This is a genomic window from Pedobacter terrestris, assembly GCF_052343045.1.
In the GTDB taxonomy this organism is placed as follows: Bacteria; Bacteroidota; Bacteroidia; order Sphingobacteriales; family Sphingobacteriaceae; genus Pedobacter.
The window spans coordinates 917,877-937,477 of the sequence record NZ_CP180264.1 but is presented as its reverse complement, the minus strand read 5'-3'; the positions used below and the strand labels follow the sequence as shown (position 1 = coordinate 937,477).

Sequence of the window (19,601 nt, the reverse complement as noted above, 5' to 3'; positions counted from 1 at the left end):
TCAAAATATGTTCATATGAAAATCCTTACTTTAGCCCTTTAACTTAATAATAATGAAGAAAATTTCTCTATTACTCTATTCTATCTCTCTCTTTTGCATCTCCATAACATCTGCGCAAACCAAAAAAGCAACAACAATTGCAGCGAAAACTTTTCCGGCAGAAGTAGCCAGACCAAAACTGGTTGTAGGTTTAGTTGTAGACCAGATGCGCTGGGATTACTTGTATAGATTTTATAGCCGTTATACCAATGGAGGTTTTAAAAGATTAATTAACGAGGGATTTTCTGTAGAAAATACTTTCATTCCATATACACCAACATATACGGCTTGTGGCCACACTTGTATTTATACAGGTTCTGTGCCTGCTGTTCATGGAATTATCGGAAATGACTGGTATGATCCTCAGTTAAAAAAGAACATGTATTGCACAGAAGACAGCACGGTTTCTACTGTAGGCAGTACACCATCTGCCGAGGGCAATATGTCGCCAAAAAATATGCTTACCAATACCATTACTGACGAGTTGCGCCTGGCAACCAATTTTAAAGGAAAAGTTATTGGCATTTCTTTAAAAGACAGAGGTTCTATTTTACCTGCCGGCCATGCGGCAAATGGTGCATATTGGTACCAAGGCAGCACAGGAAACTGGATTACCAGTACGTATTACATGAATGAAGTACCTACGTGGATAGCAGATTACAACAAATTAAAACTTGCCAATAAGTTTTATGCAAAAAACTGGGAAACACTTTATCCAATAAATACCTATGTAAACAGCGCAAAAGATGAAAATGCTTACGAAGGTAAAAACAGCACTTTCCCGCATCAATTGGTTCAAAACATTGGTAAAAATTATGATGCAATCAGATCAACGCCTTATGGAAATACCATCACTTTAGACTTAGCCAAATTGGCTATCTTATCCGAAGATTTAGGTAAAGACAACATTACAGATTTTCTTGCTGTAAGCTGCTCTTCTACAGATTACGTTGGCCATGCGTACGGACCAAATTCTATCGAAGCCGAAGACACGTATTTGCGTTTGGATAAAGATTTGGAAGAATTTTTCAATTATCTGGACAAACAAGTTGGTAAAGGAAATTACACAATCTTTTTAACGGCAGATCACGGCGCAGCACATGTTCCTGGTTTTATGGCAGAAAACAAATTGCCTGCAGGTGTAGTAAGCGACAGAGATGTGGCCGCTAAATTGAATACGTATTTAAACGATAGGTTTAAAGTAAATAATATTGTTCTAAAATCAATGAACAACCAAATTATCTTCGATCATGCGAAAACCGATAACGGAAATGTAAGTTTCGATGTGATCAAAGCTGCATCGGTAGAATTTTTGAAAACTTTAGATGGTTTTCAGAATGCAGTAGACATTTCAAAAATTTCACAAAGCACCATGCAGGAAATCCAGAAAAAAATGATTACTAACGGATACAATGCGCGCAGAAGCGGAGATATTTATTACGTACTTGATCCAAACTGGTTTAACGGTGGCAGTACCGGAACAACACACGGGAACTGGAACCCTTATGATTCTCACATTCCCTTGGTATTTATGGGTTGGGGAATTAAATCTGGCGCAACGAATAAAACCCATTATATGACAGATATTGCACCTACAATTGCTGCACTTCTGCACATTCAAATGCCAAATGGTTGTGTTGGCGAGCCAATTACAGAGGTCACCAATAAATAACAGAAGAACATTCTTATATTTTATTTCAGAAGGTCAGCTTTATGAGCTGGCCTTTTTTGTTTCAAAATATTAAAAGCGCATTAACCGTTATATTTCTATGGGTTATACCAAAACCCGTAACGGTTTAGGGTCTTTTCTAGCGCACACCGTTATTTTCTTACATTTGTACACACCAAGTATGTACATATGCAATCAGCAGATATCTATAAACCTAAACATAAAATACGCTTTGTTACCGCTGCCTCACTTTTTGACGGACATGATGCCACCATTAATATTATGCGCCGCATTTTACAATCATCGGGTGCAGAAGTCATCCATCTGGGGCACAACCGTTCTGTTGATGAAGTGGTAAATTGCGCCATACAAGAAGATGTTCAGGGTATTGCAATGACATCTTATCAGGGTGGGCATATTGAGTATTTTAAATACATGTATGATTTATTACAAGAGCGTGGATCTGGACACATCAAAATTTTTGCCGGTGGTGGTGGCGTAATTCTTCCGGCAGAAATTGAGGAATTGGAAGCCTACGGAATTACAAAAATTTATTCTCCGGATGATGGTCGTAAAATGGGCCTTCAGGGAATGATTAACCATATGCTTGCCCAAACGGATTTTATCACCAAAGCAGAAATCACAACAGAGTTACAAGACATCCCAAAGAGAGAAATAAAAGCCATTGCCAGTGCAATAACAGTTGCAGAAAATGATCCCGAAAAAGCACAGTCTTTTGTCAATCAGCTTAAACAATTGTCTGCCAATAACAATGCGCCAATACTTGGTATTACCGGAACCGGCGGTGCCGGAAAATCTTCTTTAGTTGATGAACTTGTACGCCGCTTTTTAATAGAAGTGAAAGACAAAACCCTCGCCATTATCTCTGTAGATCCATCTAAACGCAAAACTGGTGGTGCACTTCTTGGCGATCGTATCCGGATGAATGCCATTAACAATCCCCGCGTTTATATGCGCTCATTAGCTACGCGCCAGGCCAATCTTGCTTTATCCAAAAACGTGCAAGAAAGTATAGATATCTGCAAAGCCGCTGGTTATGATTTAATTATTGTAGAAACCTCCGGAATTGGCCAGTCTGATACAGAAATCACCGAACATTGCGATGTATCTCTATATGTAATGACACCAGAATTTGGTGCAGCAACTCAATTAGAAAAGATTGATATGCTCGATTTTGCCGATCTGGTTGCCATTAACAAATTTGATAAACGCGGTGCTTTAGATGCGCTGCGTGATGTACGTAAACAATACAAACGCAACCACAATATATTTGATGCCGCTGATGAAGATATTCCCGTTTACGGTACAATGGCTTCACAATTTAATGATCCTGGCATGAACAATCTTTTTGCTGCACTTCTGCAACAAATTAAGATTAAAACCAATGTAGATTTTCAGGCAGATATGCTTGTTACCGCTGCACAATCAGAAAAAACATACATCATTCCACCAGATCGGATTCGTTATCTCGCAGAGATTGCAGAAGCCAGCCAATCTTACAACGAATGGGTTGCAACACAATCTGCAATAGCGCGCAAAATGTATCAACTTAAAGGTGTTATAGATCTTTCTGAAGAAAATCCGGTATTGAATATTGGCGCCGGACTGGAAAATGCTTATCAGCATTTTGAAGAGAAATTAGATGGCACCTGTAAAAAACTATTGCGCGAATGGCCAGAAACCAAACATGCCTATTCACAGGATTATTTTATTTATAAAGTTAGAGATAAAGAAATTAAACAGCCTTTATTTTCAGAATCGCTGTCTAAACTTCACATTCCGAAAGTTTCTCTACCACGATATGAAGATTGGGGCGATATTTTGAAATGGTTACTCACAGAAAATTTACCCGGAGAGTTTCCTTATGCTGCCGGTGTTTTCCCTTTAAAACGAGAAGGCGAAGATCCAACGCGTATGTTTGCAGGTGAAGGCGGACCAGAACGCACAAACAAACGCTTTCATTACGTTTCTCTAGGTCAGCCTGCACACCGTTTATCTACCGCTTTCGATTCTGTTACACTGTACGGAGAAGACCCACATATTCGTCCGGATATTTATGGGAAAATTGGCAATTCTGGTGTTAGTATTGCTACGCTTGATGATGCGAAAAAACTGTATTCTGGCTTTGATCTTTGTGCCGCATCAACCTCCGTTTCGATGACCATTAACGGCCCCGCGCCAATGCTCCTCGGCTTCTTTATGAACGCAGCAATTGATCAGCAATGCGAGAAATATATTAAAGAGCAAGGAATGGAAGATGAAATTCAGGCAAAAATAGACGAAATCTTCAAATCAAATGGAACCAAACGGCCAGTTTACAAAGGCAGTCTTCCTGAAGGAAACAACGGTTTAGGTTTGATGCTTTTGGGTTTAACCGGCGATCAGGTTTTGGCGCCCGAAATTTATCAGCAAATAAAAAAACACGCCATCAGTGCTGTTCGTGGTACCGTTCAGGCAGATATCCTTAAAGAAGACCAGGCACAAAATACGTGCATTTTTTCTACTGAATTTGCTCTGCGAATGATGGGCGATATTCAAAAGTATTTTATAGATGAAAAAGTGCGCAACTTTTATTCTGTATCCATTTCTGGATATCACATTGCAGAAGCCGGCGCAAATCCAATTTCGCAACTGGCTTTTACACTGAGTAACGGTTTTACTTTTGTTGAATATTATTTAAGCAGAGGCATGCATATTGATGATTTTGCACCTAATCTGTCCTTCTTCTTCTCTAACGGTATCGATCCCGAATACGCTGTGATTGGTAGAGTAGCGCGCCGGATTTGGGCAAAAGCAATCAAAAATAAATACAAAGGGAACGATCGTTCTCAAAAACTGAAATACCATATCCAAACTTCCGGCCGATCGCTCCATGCACAGGAAATTGACTTTAATGATATTCGTACTACTTTGCAGGCACTTTACGCCATTTATGACAATTGCAATTCCTTGCATACAAATGCATATGATGAGGCCATTACAACGCCAACAGAAGAATCTGTACGCAGAGCAATGGCAATACAACTGATCATCAACCGCGAGTTGGGATTGGCCAAAAATGAAAATCCTTTACAAGGCGCTTTCATAATTGAAGAGTTGACAAATTTGGTAGAAGAAGCCGTTTTACAGGAATTTAAACGCATTAACGACCGAGGAGGTGTTTTAGGTGCAATGGAAACCATGTATCAACGTGGAAAAATACAAGAAGAAAGTTTGTATTATGAGACATTAAAACATACCGGCGAATTTCCAATTATTGGTGTAAATACTTTCCTAAGTAAAAGTGGTTCGCCAACGCTTACGCCGGGCGAAGTCATCCGTGCTACCGAAACTGAAAAACAAGATCAGATCGCTACATTGAAAAATTTTCAGTTTCATAATCGCGAAATTACCGAATCATTGTTGGCAGAACTTCAAAGAGCAGCAATAGCCGGCGAAAATATCTTTGAGCAATTAATGGAAGTTTGCAAACATTGTTCACTAGGCCAGATTAGTAGAGCTTTATACGAAGTTGGAGGGCAATACCGCAGAAATATGTAAACCATTTAATGAGACTGAACATAAAAAAAAGTGATCACGATTATATTATTTAGAATAATTATAAATAAATTAGTCGCCGATCAATACTTTCAGCTATGTCATCCATAATATATATTACCGCAGAAGAAGCCGTAAAAAATGTGCAATCGGGAAACAGGGTATTTCTACATGGAAGTGCAGCCTCCCCGGTGCACATTATCCATGCGTTACAAGCACGCTACCGCGAAATCCAAAATGTAGAGCTTGTAAGTATTACGAGCTTGGGCGATGTTGATTTTTACGACGAAAAATATAAAGGGAGTTTTTTTGTAAACTCTCTTTTTGTATCTGCCAATACCAGAAAAGTGGCCAATAGCGACCAGGGAGATTACGTTCCTGTTTTTCTAAGCCAGATTCCACAATTGTTTAAAACCAATATCTTGCCCATTGATGTTGCAATTATACAAGTTTCTCCGCCAGATAAACACGGTTACTGCTCATTAGGAACTTCTGTAGATATTGCCAGGGCAGCTGTAGAAATGGCAACGCGCGTAATTGCACAGGTAAACCCAAAAATGCCACGTACGCATGGCGATAGCTTTATTCATACCAAAGAAATTGATTGTTTAGTTTGGCATGAGGCAGAACTTCCAGAGGTGAATTATGAATCTGGTGCTACAGATGCTATACGCCAAATTGGTGTCAATATTGCCGAATTAATAGATGACGGTGCCACCTTACAACTTGGAATCGGAACCATTCCTGATCAGGTTCTAAAAAACCTAAGCAACCACAGAAATTTAGGTTTGCATACAGAAATGTTGTCTGATGTGTAATTCCATTGATAGAAAGTGGTGCAATAAACAATAGTTTAAAAAAAATAAATCGAGGTAAATCTGTAACCAGTTTTATGGCGGGTACGCGAAGATTATATGATTTTGTAGATGATAATCCAGAAATGGAGGTACTGGACATTGCATATGTAAACGACACCAGTATTATCCGGAAAAATAAAGATATGATTGCCATAAACAGTGCGATTGAAATTGACTTAACAGGTCAGGTTTGTGCAGATTCTATTGGTATTTATCAATATTCTGGTATTGGCGGACAAATGGATTTTATGCGCGGCGCATCCTTATCCAAAGGTGGAAAGCCAATTATTGCCTTGCCTTCTGTTACCAACAAAGGCATTTCGAGAATTACACCATTTTTGAAAGAAGGTGCCGGAGTAGTAACTACCCGCGGCCATGTACATTGGATTATTACAGAATATGGACGTGTAAATCTATTCGGATTAAATCTTAAACAAAGAGGAAAAGCGTTAATTAGCATTGCACATCCCGATCACAGAGAAAGTTTAGAGCGTGCATTTCACAATCGGTATAAGTAAGAAACGTTTTTCACCTCATTTATGAACACGCTTTGTAAAATCATTTGTAAATTCCATGAAAATGATTTTACACAAATGAAGGTTTTATTCTTTTCCATAATTCTATGTCTTTACCTCATTTCTCCGCAACAAACCGTTGCACAAATTACTGAGCCCAAACAAAACACAACTTCTGCATTTGTTTTGGTTTTGGGTGTTGCACAAGATGGCGGATTTCCGCATATGGGCTGTGAGAAGATTTGCTGTACGAAAGCCTGGGAAAATGTTTCTGCGCGGCGAAATGTTGTTTCATTAGCGCTTGTTGATCCAAAAACGAAAAAATGGTGGTTATTTGAAGCTACTCCCGACATAAAACAACAACTAAAAAACTTCCGGCAGGAAACACATGGCTTATATGCATATTTACCGGAGGGAATTTTTATTACACATGCACATATTGGCCACTATACGGGTTTAATGCAATTTGGACGGGAGGTAATGGCAACAAAAGAACTGAAAGTATATGCCTTACCAAAGTTGTGTAAATTTCTATCCACAAATGGGCCATGGAGTCAATTGGTCGATTTAAAGAATATTAACCTTCAGGAAATCAATACAACAAAAAGTGTCAAATTAGGTTTAAACCGCGTTGAAGTCTTTACTGTCCCACACCGCGATGAATTCTCAGAAACTGCTGGATTTAAAATTACGACACCAGGTAAAAAATACCTTTTTATTCCTGATGTAGATAAGTGGAGCAAATGGAATAGGGATATTATTTCGATGGTGAAAAATGTTGATATCGCTTTTCTGGATGCAACCTTTTACCAAAATGGCGAATTAGGAAACAGGCCAATGGAAGAAATACCTCATCCATTTGTTGAAGAAACCACAGCGCTATTTGCAAAAGAACCTAAAGAGCTAAAAGCTAAAATCCATTTTATACACTTCAACCACACTAATCCTCTAATGTGGGATCCGGACAAACAAAAAGAGCTTTTAAAAGAAGCATTTAATTTTGCGAAGGAGCTGTCGATCTACTAAAAAGCCCCATTGCGTTATGCAACAGGGCTTGAATATGATCAGGTGCGGGTTTTATCCTGCAATCCAGCTGAATTTGTAATCTATTGTTGGATTTTTCATACGCTCCGCAACACGTAATAAACGAGCTGGTAAATTCATCACATAATCACGTGCCTTTTCACCTGCTTCATTCAAATCGCGCATACCTTCAAGTTTCCAGTCTACAATTAACTCCTGAAGAATATCTACGTAATCAACCGCTGTATACACACCTAAACGTTGTGCTGCATCGGTAAAATGTCCAAAAGTTTGGCCAATTTTCAAACCGACTTCTCTTAAAAAGTGTGCGGGCATCACAATTTTCTTACGCATCATATCTTCAAAAGCAATCATAGCTTCGCTCGGATCAACTTCGAAAATACGGTTCATAAAATCTTTATATGCTTTAGCATGTCTTGCTTCGTCAGAAGCAATAACACCGCACATCTTCGACAATAATGTATCGCCACTTTTCTTCGCTAAAGAAGCTACGCGTCTGTGTGAGATATTTGTGGCCAACTCCTGAAAACTGGTGTAAATAAAATTTCTATAAGGATCGTGACCAGTGCCGATGTCGAAACCATCTGCTATAAGATATTGGGTTGAAATTTCCATTTGACGCATATCTACACGACCTGAAAGATAAAGATACTTGTTCAGAAGATCACCATGGCGATTTTCCTCACCTGTCCAATGCCTGTTCCAAGTCATCCAACCGCCATCCTCAGCCATACTTGGTCCTTCAACCATTGCCAACCAAGATTCATAAGTGGGTAACGCCTCCTCTGTAATAGTATCGCCAATTAATACAGCAACCAAATCATAAGGAAGTTCTTTTGCATTATCTCTTAACGAACGAATATCCTGATAAAAGTTTTCACTGGTAGAATCAGGCAAAAAATCTGAAGGCTGCCAAATGGTATCAATAGGTTTCAAGTAGGTATCCATCATATCGAGCATGTATTTCTCGATATGCAACATCACTTCCCCTCTTTTCTGTGCAAAAAAACTCATTATTTGTTTATATATTAATCTATCAAAGATAACCAAATAATATCGCAAACCACGGTATATTGAGAGATTTAGCGTAGAATCAATTTAAAAAATGATATATTTTATATTAAAAGAAAAACCAAGAGGTTGTAAATACGATATAACTGATTAATTTCCCATCAAAACAAGAAACTTAAGTTTTATGGGGAATTGGAATGGGCAAACGTTTACTTTTCTTGTTTTTATCTATTGAGGGATGAGGAGTGATATAAAACAAGAAAACCCTGTAGTGTTTACTACAAGGTTTCTTTAAGGTTCGGCACCGACCTACTCTCCCACGTGTTACCGCAGTACCATCGGCTCTGGTGGGCTTAACTTCTCTGTTCGGAATGGGAAGAGGTGGACACCACCGATATAGGCACCTGAATATTTTTATTAAAGGTTGAGGGTTACAAGATTGAAGGAGGGAAGGTATTACCTTCTGCCTGTTCATCTTTTAGCCTTCCAGCCTTAAATGACATATTATTGAAAGAAGTTAAGCTCGAAGAGCAAACAACGTTATGTTGCTTTTGAAAGCTTCGGGTGATTAGTACTACTCGACTGTGCTGTCGCCAGCTTTACATCTATAGCCTATCAACGTAGTAGTCTGCTACGGCCCTATATGGAATTCTCATCTCGTGGCTAGTTTCGCACTTAGATGCTTTCAGCGCTTATCTATTCCCAGCGTAGCTACTCTGCAATGCCCCTGGCGGAACAACAGATTCACTAGAGGCTAGTCCAACCCGGTCCTCTCGTACTAAGGTCAGCCCCACTCAAAATTCCTACGCCCACAACAGATAGGGACCGAACTGTCTCGCGACGTTCTGAACCCAGCTCGCGTGCCACTTTAATCGGCGAACAGCCGAACCCTTGGGACCTTCTCCAGCCCCAGGATGTGACGAGCCGACATCGAGGTGCCAAACCTCCCCGTCGATATGAGCTCTTGGGGGAGATCAGCCTGTTATCCCCAGCGTACCTTTTATCCTTTGAGCGATGGCCCTTCCATGCAGAACCACCGGATCACTATATCCGTCTTTCGACCCTGATCGACCTGTATGTCTCACAGTCAAGCAAGCTTATGCTATTGCACTCCGCGTACGGTTACCAAGCGTACTGAGCTTACCTTTGAAAGCCTCCGTTACCTTTTTGGAGGCGACCACCCCAGTCAAACTACCCATCAAACAATGTCCTCCAACTTGTGGAGTTAGACACCGAATACAGAAAGGGTGGTATTTCAACGTTGGCTCCACGACGCCTAGCGACGCCGCTTCAAAGCCTCCCACCTATCCTACACATCCTGTACCCAATGTCAATGTTAAATTGTAGTGAAGGTGCATGGGGTCTTTCCGTCCCGTTGCGGGTACCCGGCGTCTTCACCGGGACCACAATTTCACCGAGCTCATGGCTGAGACAGCGCCCAGATCGTTACACCATTCGTGCAGGTCGGAACTTACCCGACAAGGAATTTCGCTACCTTAGGACCGTTATAGTTACGGCCGCCGTTTACTGGGGCTTCGATTCAATGCTTCGCCTTGCGACTGACATCCCCTCTTAACCTTCCAGCACCGGGCAGGTGTCAGGCCTTATACTTCATCTTTCGATTTTGCAAAGCCATGTGTTTTTGTTAAACAGTCGCCTGGGCCTTTTCACTGCGGCTGCCATTGCTGACAGCGCCCCTTCTCCCGAAGTTACAGGGCCATTTTGCCGAGTTCCTTAGCCATGATTCACTCGAGCACCTTAGAATCCTCTTCCCGGATACCTGTGTCGGTTTGCGGTACGGGTTTTTATAACCTGAAGCTTAGCGGTTTTTCTTGGAAGTCTGATTACCTGCGCTATCCACTTACCCGAAGGCTTGCGGTACTATCGACTTTCAGCTAGATCGGCGGATTTGCCTACCGTTCTAATACCTACTGTCTTTAACGATCTATTCCGTCAGATCGCGGCAGTGTCACTACTCCGTCCCCACATCGCAGTTATAAAAAGTACTGGAATATTAACCAGTTGTCCATCGAATTTCCCCTTCGGGTTCTCCTTAGGTCCCGACTAACCCTGATCCGATTAGCGTTGATCAGGAAACCTTATCCTTTCGGTGGGCGGGTTTCTCGCCCGCCTTATCGTTACTTATGCCTACATTTGCTTTTCTATACGCTCCAGCACCCATTACCAGATACCTTCGCTGCATATAGAATGCTCCCCTACCGATATATTTCAATCCCATAGCTTCGGTGTACAATTTAATGCCCGTTTATTATCCATGCCCGGCCGCTCGACTAGTGAGCTGTTACGCACTCTTTAAATGAATGGCTGCTTCCAAGCCAACATCCTAGCTGTCTGTGCAACCGGACCTCGTTAGTTCAACTTAACTGTAACTTGGGGACCTTAGCTGATGGTCTGGGTTCTTTCCCTCTCGGCGCGTGACCTTAGCACCCCGCGCCTCACTGCAGATCATATTTCATAGCATTCGGAGTTTGTCTGGATTTGGTAGGATTTGACTCCCCCGCACCCAATCAGTAGCTCTACCTCTATGAAACTTAATATCCACGCTGTTCCTAAAAACATTTCGGGGAGTACGAGCTATTTCCCAGTTTGATTAGCCTTTCACCCCTACCCACAGATCATCCGGAAACTTTTCAACGTTTATCGGTTCGGTCCTCCAGTACGTGTTACCGCACCTTCAACCTGTCCATGGGTAGATCACAAGGTTTCGCGTCTACCCCCTCTGACTATGCGCCCTATTCAGACTCGCTTTCGCTTCGGATCCGTGCCTTAAACACTTAACCTTGCCAGAGAGGAGTAACTCGTAGGCTCATTATGCAAAAGGCACGCCGTCACTGGACTTGCCAGCTCCGACCGCTTGTAAGTACACGGTTTCAGGTTCTATTTCACTCCCCTGTTCGGGGTTCTTTTCACCTTTCCCTCACGGTACTGGTTCACTATCGGTCTCTCGGGAGTATTTAGCCTTACCGGATGGTGCCGGCAGATTCCCACAAGGCGTCTCCGACCTCGCGGTACTCAGGATACTGTTAGGTCAATGGTACTTACGTGTACAGGGCTATCACCTTGTTTCGCCGGGATTCCCATCCCGTTCCACTTCATTACATTGTAACCACATCACAGTCCTACAACCCCACACATGCCGTAACATGGATGGTTTGGGCTCTTTCCCTTTCGCTCGCCACTACTCAGGAAATCATTGTTATTTTCTCTTCCTCTGCTTACTTAGATGTTTCAGTTCGGCAGGTTTGCTCATTATTGTGACTGGTCTTCAACCAGCCGGGTTGCCCCATTCGGAAATCCCCGGATCAGTTCATATTTGCAGATCCCCAGGGCTTATCGCAGCTTATCACGTCCTTCATCGCCTCCGAGAGCCAAGGCATCCCCCGTGTACTCTTTCTTACTTTCTTCTACTTATACGCCTTTTGCGCCGTATAGTATGCTTTTTTTGCTCTTGTTATGATGTCTCATACCAAACCTCGAGTTACCTCTTAGTCGGGTGAGCACAAACACAACAGTCGCCTATTGTTGTTTGCTCTTCTTTTTAACTTCTTCCAATATGTCAAAGAACTTTACTGAATCTGAAGGTGAAGGGTATAAAGGTATAGGGTGTCATGTGCCCTAACCTAAGCCTTATTTCAGCTTCGTTAGTAAAAAACTGCGGGCTCGAACCGTTTCTATGTGCCCCTATGGCGTTTTCTTCTTGTTTACTTAATGTCAATGTATATTACCAATCCTGATAACCTTTTTTTGTTTTGAAAGCTTTATGCTTTCTTCTTTAAGCGTATAGCTCAAATGTGGAGAATAACGGAGTCGAACCGTTGACCTCCTGCGTGCAAGGCAGGCGCTCTAGCCAGCTGAGCTAATTCCCCGAAAGATTCTGTAGTCCCGTCCAGATTTGAACTGGAGACCCCTACATTATCAGTGTAGTGCTCTAACCAGGCTGAGCTACGGGACTGTAATAAGTAACAGTAGTTATTCGGCAGTATATAGTAGATTGTATATTACCGCTACCGCTTCCTTGTTTCCTGCTAATCTTAATATCATCCTTGTATCTTAACCACAATAGTTCTCTACAATTGATTCATTAATCTTTTGGGTATTTCTTCTTTTTGTCTTTTTTTAAGAGTATCATGTTGCACAGTGGGTAGTCAACCCTGCTCCAGAAAGGAGGTATTCCAGCCGCACCTTCCGGTACGGCTACCTTGTTACGACTTAGCCCCAGTTACCGGTTTTACCCTAGGACGCTCCTTGCGGTTACATACTTTAGGTACCCCCAGCTTCCATGGCTTGACGGGCGGTGTGTACAAGGCCCGGGAACGTATTCACCGCGTCATTGCTGATACGCGATTACTAGCGAATCCAACTTCATGGGGTCGAGTTGCAGACCCCAATCCGAACTGTGAATGGCTTTATGAGATTCGCATACTGTTGCCAGCTAGCTGCCCTCTGTACCATCCATTGTAGCACGTGTGTAGCCCCGGACGTAAGGGCCATGATGACTTGACGTCGTCCCCTCCTTCCTCTCTGTTTGCACAGGCAGTCTGTTTAGAGTCCCCACCATTACATGCTGGCAACTAAACATAGGGGTTGCGCTCGTTGCGGGACTTAACCCAACACCTCACGGCACGAGCTGACGACAGCCATGCAGCACCTAGTTTCGTGTGATTGCTCACTTATTTATCTCTAAATAATTCACTAACTTTCAAGCCCGGGTAAGGTTCCTCGCGTATCATCGAATTAAACCACATGCTCCTCCGCTTGTGCGGGCCCCCGTCAATTCCTTTGAGTTTCACCCTTGCGGGCGTACTCCCCAGGTGGAACACTTAACGCTTTCGCTTAGCCGCTGACTGTGTATCGCCAACAGCGAGTGTTCATCGTTTAGGGCGTGGACTACCAGGGTATCTAATCCTGTTTGATCCCCACGCTTTCGTGCCTCAGCGTCAATTAAACCATAGTAAGCTGCCTTCGCAATCGGTGTTCTGAGACATATCTATGCATTTCACCGCTACTTGTCTCATTCCGCCTACCTCTAGTTCATTCAAGCCCATCAGTATCAAAGGCACTGCGATAGTTGAGCTACCGTCTTTCACCTCTGACTTAACAGGCCGCCTACGCACCCTTTAAACCCAATAAATCCGGATAACGCTTGGATCCTCCGTATTACCGCGGCTGCTGGCACGGAGTTAGCCGATCCTTATTCTTACGGTACATTCAGGCTGGTATACATACCAGTGGTTATTCCCGTACAAAAGCAGTTTACAACCCATAGGGCAGTCTTCCTGCACGCGGCATGGCTGGTTCAGGGTTGCCCCCATTGACCAATATTCCTTACTGCTGCCTCCCGTAGGAGTCTGGTCCGTGTCTCAGTACCAGTGTGGGGGATTCTCCTCTCAGAGCCCCTAGCCATCGTCGCCTTGGTGGGCCGTTACCCCGCCAACTAGCTAATGGCACGCATGCCCATCTTTATCCTATAAATATTTGATCATGAAACAATGCTGTTCTGTGATTTTATGCGGTGTTAATCCGGATTTCTCCGGGCTATCCCCCTGATAAAGGTAGGTTGCATACGCGTTACGCACCCGTGCGCCGGTCTCAAGAAAGCAAGCTTCCTCTACCCCTCGACTTGCATGTATTAGGCCTGCCGCTAGCGTTCATCCTGAGCCAGGATCAAACTCTCCATTGTAAAATGTTCTTTTTGATTCTGACCAGTTTTAACTATCGTTAAAAATAGTCTTCTTTTTTTAATTTTGTCTGTCAGGTTTTGACTTGAAAATTCAGTTGAGGTATTCTGTACTTGAATACGTACTTCTTTACCCCACTGCGCTACATTGACATCTCTTTTAAGAACTTATTGATCTTCTAAACCTCACGGCCGATCTTTTTGTATATCTTCTGGTTTGTATCTCTTAAAGGTCTTTTTCATCCCTCAATCCACACCAACCATTCAATTCTTTTTTTATCTCCTTCCCGACATCCGCCGTTCCGGTTTCCCTTTCGTTTCCGTTTGGGATTGCAAAGGTAGGAAACTTTTTGTTATTCGCAAGAAAAATATTTTTTATTTTTTTTCCCTAACTCTTTTCGTTGTATTTCAGTTAATCCTTTAATATAACGTCTTCCTATCCTCTTTTCAATTCTTTGCCTTATCTCTTCTCTTTCTCCCTCACCGGCATCCCCTTCCTTCCGAAGCGGAGTGCAAAGGTAGAAAAAAATTATACCCACGCAAATACAATAAACACTATTTCTTTTATCAATCGCTTAAAACCCTGTTTACCAATGAGAAAAATTTAAACGTCTTTCAAAACAATTCGAGCAACTTAAGTGTTTGACGCCCGCACGCGCTTCTAATCAATCTATCAAGAGGATTTCAAAGCGCATGAGCTATCTCAGATGACAAATGTTTTTTCTCACCATATAGACATATAGGACATGAAGACCTTTTCCCCGTTTTTAACAGGCGCATTAGCTATCTAAGTTGGCAAATATTTTTTCTAACCATATAGACATATAGGAGATGAAGACCTTTTCCCCGTTTGTAACAGGTACATTAGCTATCTCAGACGGCAAATGTTTTTTCTAACCATATAGACATATAGGAGATGAAGACCTTTTCCCCGTTTGTAACGAAAATTTCAGACTGTTTGAGGGGGCAAATAATACTTTACCATATAGACATAGAGAATACGAAGGCCTTAAGCCATGCTAAGCCCTTGAGATTATTGCTCATTGATAGATATAAGGCCCCTTCACGGATTCCCGTTTGCTGAGAAACCCGCATCACAAGTTTTTCGGTTTACAATACTCTATCTTCCTTCCAAACTTTAATAGAACAATTTTAAGCCGGGAGTTTTGTTTCTTTTGCGGTCAAAAGAAAAATAACCACTCCTGAAATAAAGTGCATGAAATCGCTGAATATCAGCGGGCGCAATTCATATCCCTTATCATTACGATACCTCATAGTTTACCAAATACAAAACAGCCAATTCCTTTACCCTTTGTTGGCCTCTTCTTTACCTATCCTTCGCTTATTCTTTACCTCCGCTTTACCCAATAGGTAAACAACAGGTAACCAACAGGTAAACGAGGGGTTAACCTGGGGTTAACTTGGTACCTACCTGACCTGTAAAAAACTAGACTAAGACCAACATGATTTATAATGCTGATTCAATCCCCTGAGAGAACGTAAAATTGAAATGTATATCTCTTATTGTGATTAGAAAGTAAGTTAACATATTGTATATTATAGAAAGCATGGCTGACACAACAGCACATTTAATGTTAAAAATTGTTAATCGTTCTATCGGACTGAAAGGCTTTACATAGCTTAGCGCAGAATTGTTTTTATTGAAGTTATCGTATTATTAATTATCTTTGCAGAATGTTTAAAGTTAAACACTTAATTATTTTAGTTTTTGTTGCCGCTATTGGTATGGCGGGTTGTAAAAGCCGGTTTGAAAAACTACGGGCGAGCAACGATGTTAAGAAGAAATACCAGGAGGCTATACGTTTATATAATAAAAGAGATTACAGTAAAGCATTAGTTTTATTTGAAGATCTTTCGCAAAAATACCGTGGACGTGCAGAGGCCGAAGATTTGAACTACTATTACTCTTATACATTATATAGATTAAGTGATTACACCACTGCGAGGTATCAGTTTAAAAGCTTTGCAGAAACCTATCCGGCAAGTAAAAATGCCGAAGAAGCGAGGTATATGAGTGCCTATTGTTACTATCTTGAAGCACCTACATTTTCACTAGATCAAGAGAATACGTACAAAGCAATTGATGCATTGCAATTGTTTATTAACTTATACCCTACAAGTGAAAGAGCAACTGCAGCGTCTAAATATATTGCAGATTTACGTAACAGACTGGAAGATAAAGCTTTTGAGAATGCAAAAATGTATTTAACAACCGGTCCTAGTAACGTAGACAATTATAGAGCTGCAGTAATTGCACTCAAAAATGCACAGCGCGATTTCCCAGACATTAAGTATGCTGAAGAAATGGACTTTTTAATGATCAAAGCGCAATATCTATATGCTAAAAATAGTTATACTGTGCGCCAGGAAGATCGTTACAACGAAGCAATTGCGCTGTATGATGAATTTACAGATAACCATCCAGACAGCAAGTTTTCAAGAGACGCAAAACAACTGAAAGATGATAGTGAAACTGGTATTCAAACGGTGAAGCTTGAATTACAGAATTACGCAAAAGAGGAAAAGAAATATAAAGAAATGTTAATCAGAACGGGAAGAATTAAAGATACTACCGCTTTGAAAACAGATATCAAAGACAATAAAAACAATTAATACATGAATACTAACAAACCTGCAATTCCAAATACTACGGTAACCAGAAACGTACGTGATTTAGACAGAACAACTGACAACATCTATGAATCGTTGGTGGTAATTGCTAAACGTGCTAATCAGATTTCAAACAACATGAAAGAAGAATTGCATGGCAAACTGGCTGAATTTGCTTCAAGCAACGATAACCTGGAAGAGATCTTCGAAAATCGCGAGCAAATCGAAATCAGTAAACACTATGAGCGTATGCCGAAACCTGTTTTAGTTGCTATGGATGAATTCCTTAACGAAAAGGTTTACCATAGAAACCCAGCAAAAGAACAAAAGTAATTAGCGAAGGGTAAAGAGCATGGCGCTATTCATCGGCATATTTATGCTCTAAGCCTCATGCCCATATTCCATGCTAAACAACAAAAATATCATCCTTGGCGTTTGCGGTAGCATAGCTGCATATAAGTCTGCTTTTTTAGTCAGGCTTTTAGTTAAAGCTGGTGCAAACGTTAAGGTTATTCTCACTTCTGATGGCGCAAATTTCATTACGCCACTTACCCTTGCTACGCTTTCTAAACACCCGGTTTATACGCAATACTTTGAAGAAGAAACCGGCGTATGGAGCAATCATGTAGAACTTGGTTTATGGGCAGACTTTGTAATCATCGCCCCTATTAGTGCAAATACCCTTGCAAAACTTGCTAACGGAATTTGTGATAACCTGCTTACTGCTGTTTACCTCTCTGCGAAATGCCCCGTTTACATTGCTCCAGCTATGGATTTAGATATGTGGAAACACACCAGCACACAGCAAAATCTAAATCAGATCAAAACATACGGAAATACAGTTATTGCGCCCAATAAAGGAGAACTTGCCAGCGGTTTATTTGGAGAAGGCCGAATGGCAGAACCTGAAGAAATTGTATCTTTTCTGGAAATCTCTATTCAAAATAAATTGCCCTTATTTGGGAAAAATGCACTCGTAACGGCCGGACCAACTTACGAAGCTTTAGACCCTGTACGGTTTATTGGCAACCATTCATCAGGAAAAATGGGCTTTGCCATTGCAGATGAACTTGCCGCATTAGGCGCTGAAGTTACTCTAATTGCTGGACCAACTGCACAAAAATCAATTGAAAAGATCGACAGAATTGATGTTGTAAGCGCTCAAGAGATGTTAGAAGCTTGCGAAAAATACTTTTCCAATAGTGAAATAACCGTAATGTGTGCAGCGGTTGCAGATTATAAGCCGAAACAGATTGCCGAACAAAAAATAAAAAAACAAGAGGCCGTTTTAACTATAGACCTCGAAAAAACAACCGATATCCTTGCTCGGTTGGGAAAGCTAAAAACGGACAAACAAACATTGGTTGGTTTTGCGTTAGAAACCAATGATGAAGAAAACTACGCAAAAGGGAAACTTCAAAAGAAAAACCTGGATCTGGTTGTTTTAAATTCGCTAAACGATAAAGGCGCAGGTTTTAAATCTGATACCAATAAAATTACTATTTTTAACAAGGCACTGGAGCGTGAAACTTTCGAGCTAAAGACAAAAACTGAAGTAGCGAAAGACATTTGCAAAGCCATCTTAAAAATCCTAAAATGATCAAAAAGCTCTTATTCACATTGATAACACTATTGGCCTTTGATAAAATTCAGGCGCAGGAACTGAACGCCAGAGTAACCTTGCTGGCACCTCAGGTTTCAAATATGAGTAAGGCTGTACTTGATGGTTTACAGAAAAATATTCGCGATTTCCTAAACAACAATAAGTTCGGAAACGAAACTTATAAAACACAGGAACGTATAGATTGCAGCTTCGTAATTACAATTAATGCTTGGGACGGAGGCTCTGGTTACATTGCGGAAGCACAAATTCAAAGCAGCAGACCTGTTTACAACAGTTCTTACAACAGTACGCTGCTAAACATGAGCGATAAGAATTTTGATTTTGCGTACAATGATGGTTCAACAATTGATTTTTCAGATCAGAATTACATCTCGAACCTGAGCGCGCTCCTCACCTATTATGCTTACACCATAATCGGTTTGGATAAAGACAGTTTCAGTAAAATGGGCGGAACACCGTTTTTCCGTAAAGCCCAAAATATGATCAACCTTGCACAGGCATCGGGCAACACGGGCTGGAAAGCTGCCGATGGTTTACGCAATCGGTTCTGGTTTAACGAAAATACACTTAACCCAATCTTCAATCCGTTAAGAAACTTTATCTATTATTATCACCTCGATGGATTGGATCAACTTACGGATAAAGACAAAGGTCTCGATCAAATTGTTTCTGCTTTAGGAGACTTGCAACAAATGGACAAGCAAAAATTGGGTTCAATTTTTCCAAACGTATATTTTGCCGCTAAGGCTGAAGAAATTACGAACGTGCTGGCCAAACTTAATACGCAAAGTAAAGTTAAAGCGTATAACATGCTTGCCGAAATCGACCCAGCCAATATCGGTAAATACGAAGGTTTGAAAAAATAACAAAATCCCTCTGGGAAATTTTAAATTACAAAGACCTACAATTGCTTTACCTTATTTAATCGTCTATCCGTAGAAACCTTTCCAACTTG

The 19,601-nt window shown here is 41.3% G+C and carries 10 protein-coding genes, 2 tRNA genes and 3 rRNA genes; 9 read left to right on the top strand and 6 right to left on the bottom strand.

Annotated features, from left to right (window positions below):
- Nucleotides 1-52: 52 nt before the first annotated feature.
- From pafA to ACJVDH_RS04000, 5 genes are all read left to right on the top strand, one after another.
- The gene (pafA, locus tag ACJVDH_RS04020; protein WP_443946284.1) at nt 53-1,711 is read left to right on the top strand and encodes an alkaline phosphatase PafA; all 1,659 of its coding nucleotides are present in this window, start codon (nt 53-55) and stop codon (nt 1,709-1,711) included.
- A 186-nt stretch (nt 1,712-1,897) separates the two neighbouring features.
- Nucleotides 1,898-5,269, top strand: coding sequence for a methylmalonyl-CoA mutase family protein (locus ACJVDH_RS04015; RefSeq protein WP_443946283.1), 3,372 nt, complete (start codon nt 1,898-1,900; stop codon nt 5,267-5,269).
- Between the two features lie 95 nt (nt 5,270-5,364).
- Nucleotides 5,365-6,084, top strand: coding sequence for an acetyl-CoA hydrolase/transferase family protein (locus tag ACJVDH_RS04010; protein WP_443946282.1), 720 nt, complete (start codon nt 5,365-5,367; stop codon nt 6,082-6,084).
- A 74-nt stretch (nt 6,085-6,158) separates the two neighbouring features.
- Entirely contained in the window at nt 6,159-6,641 is a 483-nt protein-coding gene (locus ACJVDH_RS04005) for an acetyl-CoA hydrolase/transferase C-terminal domain-containing protein (protein WP_443946281.1), read from the top strand.
- A gap of 75 nt (nt 6,642-6,716) precedes the next feature.
- Complete coding sequence (locus ACJVDH_RS04000; protein WP_443946280.1) at nt 6,717-7,664, top strand: MBL fold metallo-hydrolase; 948 nt, start codon at nt 6,717-6,719, stop codon at nt 7,662-7,664.
- 51 nt (nt 7,665-7,715) lie between these two features.
- Here the strand turns inward: ACJVDH_RS04000 and ACJVDH_RS03995 are convergent, their stop codons facing one another.
- The 6 genes from ACJVDH_RS03995 to ACJVDH_RS03970 all read right to left on the bottom strand — a co-directional run bounded on the left by ACJVDH_RS03995 (nt 7,716) and on the right by ACJVDH_RS03970 (nt 14,394).
- Nucleotides 7,716-8,696, bottom strand: a complete 981-nt coding sequence (locus ACJVDH_RS03995) for an acyl-ACP desaturase (RefSeq protein ID WP_443946279.1) — start codon at nt 8,694-8,696, stop codon at nt 7,716-7,718.
- A 293-nt stretch (nt 8,697-8,989) separates the two neighbouring features.
- Nucleotides 8,990-9,101 (bottom strand): 5S ribosomal RNA (gene rrf, locus ACJVDH_RS03990).
- A gap of 141 nt (nt 9,102-9,242) precedes the next feature.
- Nucleotides 9,243-12,118 (bottom strand): 23S ribosomal RNA (locus tag ACJVDH_RS03985).
- A 388-nt stretch (nt 12,119-12,506) separates the two neighbouring features.
- Nucleotides 12,507-12,580: transfer RNA gene (locus ACJVDH_RS03980), tRNA-Ala, on the bottom strand.
- 11 nt (nt 12,581-12,591) lie between these two features.
- Nucleotides 12,592-12,666, bottom strand: a tRNA-Ile gene (locus ACJVDH_RS03975).
- Between the two features lie 208 nt (nt 12,667-12,874).
- A 16S ribosomal RNA gene (locus tag ACJVDH_RS03970) occupies nt 12,875-14,394 on the bottom strand.
- Together the 16S, 23S and 5S rRNA genes with 2 tRNA genes alongside form the textbook arrangement of a ribosomal RNA operon.
- A 1,692-nt stretch (nt 14,395-16,086) precedes the next feature.
- Here ACJVDH_RS03970 and ACJVDH_RS03965 point away from each other — a divergent pair.
- The 4 genes from ACJVDH_RS03965 to porD all read left to right on the top strand — a co-directional run bounded on the left by ACJVDH_RS03965 (nt 16,087) and on the right by porD (nt 19,512).
- Entirely contained in the window at nt 16,087-17,025 is a 939-nt protein-coding gene (locus ACJVDH_RS03965) for an outer membrane protein assembly factor BamD (protein ID WP_443946278.1), read from the top strand.
- A gap of 3 nt (nt 17,026-17,028) precedes the next feature.
- Nucleotides 17,029-17,355 carry a DNA-directed RNA polymerase subunit omega gene (locus tag ACJVDH_RS03960; RefSeq protein ID WP_443946277.1) on the top strand — a complete coding sequence of 109 codons (327 nt, stop codon included), beginning with the start codon at nt 17,029-17,031 and terminating at the stop codon, nt 17,353-17,355.
- Between the two features lie 70 nt (nt 17,356-17,425).
- The gene (coaBC, locus tag ACJVDH_RS03955; RefSeq protein WP_443946276.1) at nt 17,426-18,622 is read left to right on the top strand and encodes a bifunctional phosphopantothenoylcysteine decarboxylase/phosphopantothenate--cysteine ligase CoaBC; all 1,197 of its coding nucleotides are present in this window, start codon (nt 17,426-17,428) and stop codon (nt 18,620-18,622) included.
- Nucleotides 18,619-19,512 (top strand): type IX secretion system protein PorD, encoded by an 894-nt coding sequence (gene porD, locus ACJVDH_RS03950; RefSeq protein WP_443946275.1) that lies wholly within the window; start codon nt 18,619-18,621, stop codon nt 19,510-19,512. Before coaBC ends, porD begins: the two co-directional genes overlap by 4 nt.
- The last annotated feature ends 89 nt before the right edge of the window (nt 19,513-19,601 follow it).

Coding starts and splice junctions, on each gene's coding strand:
- pafA (WP_443946284.1), top strand. CDS start 53: ATGAAGAAAATTTCTCTATTACTCTATTCTATCTCTCTCTTTTGCATC.
- ACJVDH_RS04015 (WP_443946283.1), top strand. CDS start 1,898: ATGCAATCAGCAGATATCTATAAACCTAAACATAAAATACGCTTTGTT.
- ACJVDH_RS04010 (WP_443946282.1), top strand. CDS start 5,365: ATGTCATCCATAATATATATTACCGCAGAAGAAGCCGTAAAAAATGTG.
- ACJVDH_RS04005 (WP_443946281.1), top strand. CDS start 6,159: ATGGCGGGTACGCGAAGATTATATGATTTTGTAGATGATAATCCAGAA.
- ACJVDH_RS04000 (WP_443946280.1), top strand. CDS start 6,717: ATGAAGGTTTTATTCTTTTCCATAATTCTATGTCTTTACCTCATTTCT.
- ACJVDH_RS03995 (WP_443946279.1), bottom strand. CDS start 8,696: ATGAGTTTTTTTGCACAGAAAAGAGGGGAAGTGATGTTGCATATCGAG.
- ACJVDH_RS03965 (WP_443946278.1), top strand. CDS start 16,087: ATGTTTAAAGTTAAACACTTAATTATTTTAGTTTTTGTTGCCGCTATT.
- ACJVDH_RS03960 (WP_443946277.1), top strand. CDS start 17,029: ATGAATACTAACAAACCTGCAATTCCAAATACTACGGTAACCAGAAAC.
- coaBC (WP_443946276.1), top strand. CDS start 17,426: ATGCTAAACAACAAAAATATCATCCTTGGCGTTTGCGGTAGCATAGCT.
- porD (WP_443946275.1), top strand. CDS start 18,619: ATGATCAAAAAGCTCTTATTCACATTGATAACACTATTGGCCTTTGAT.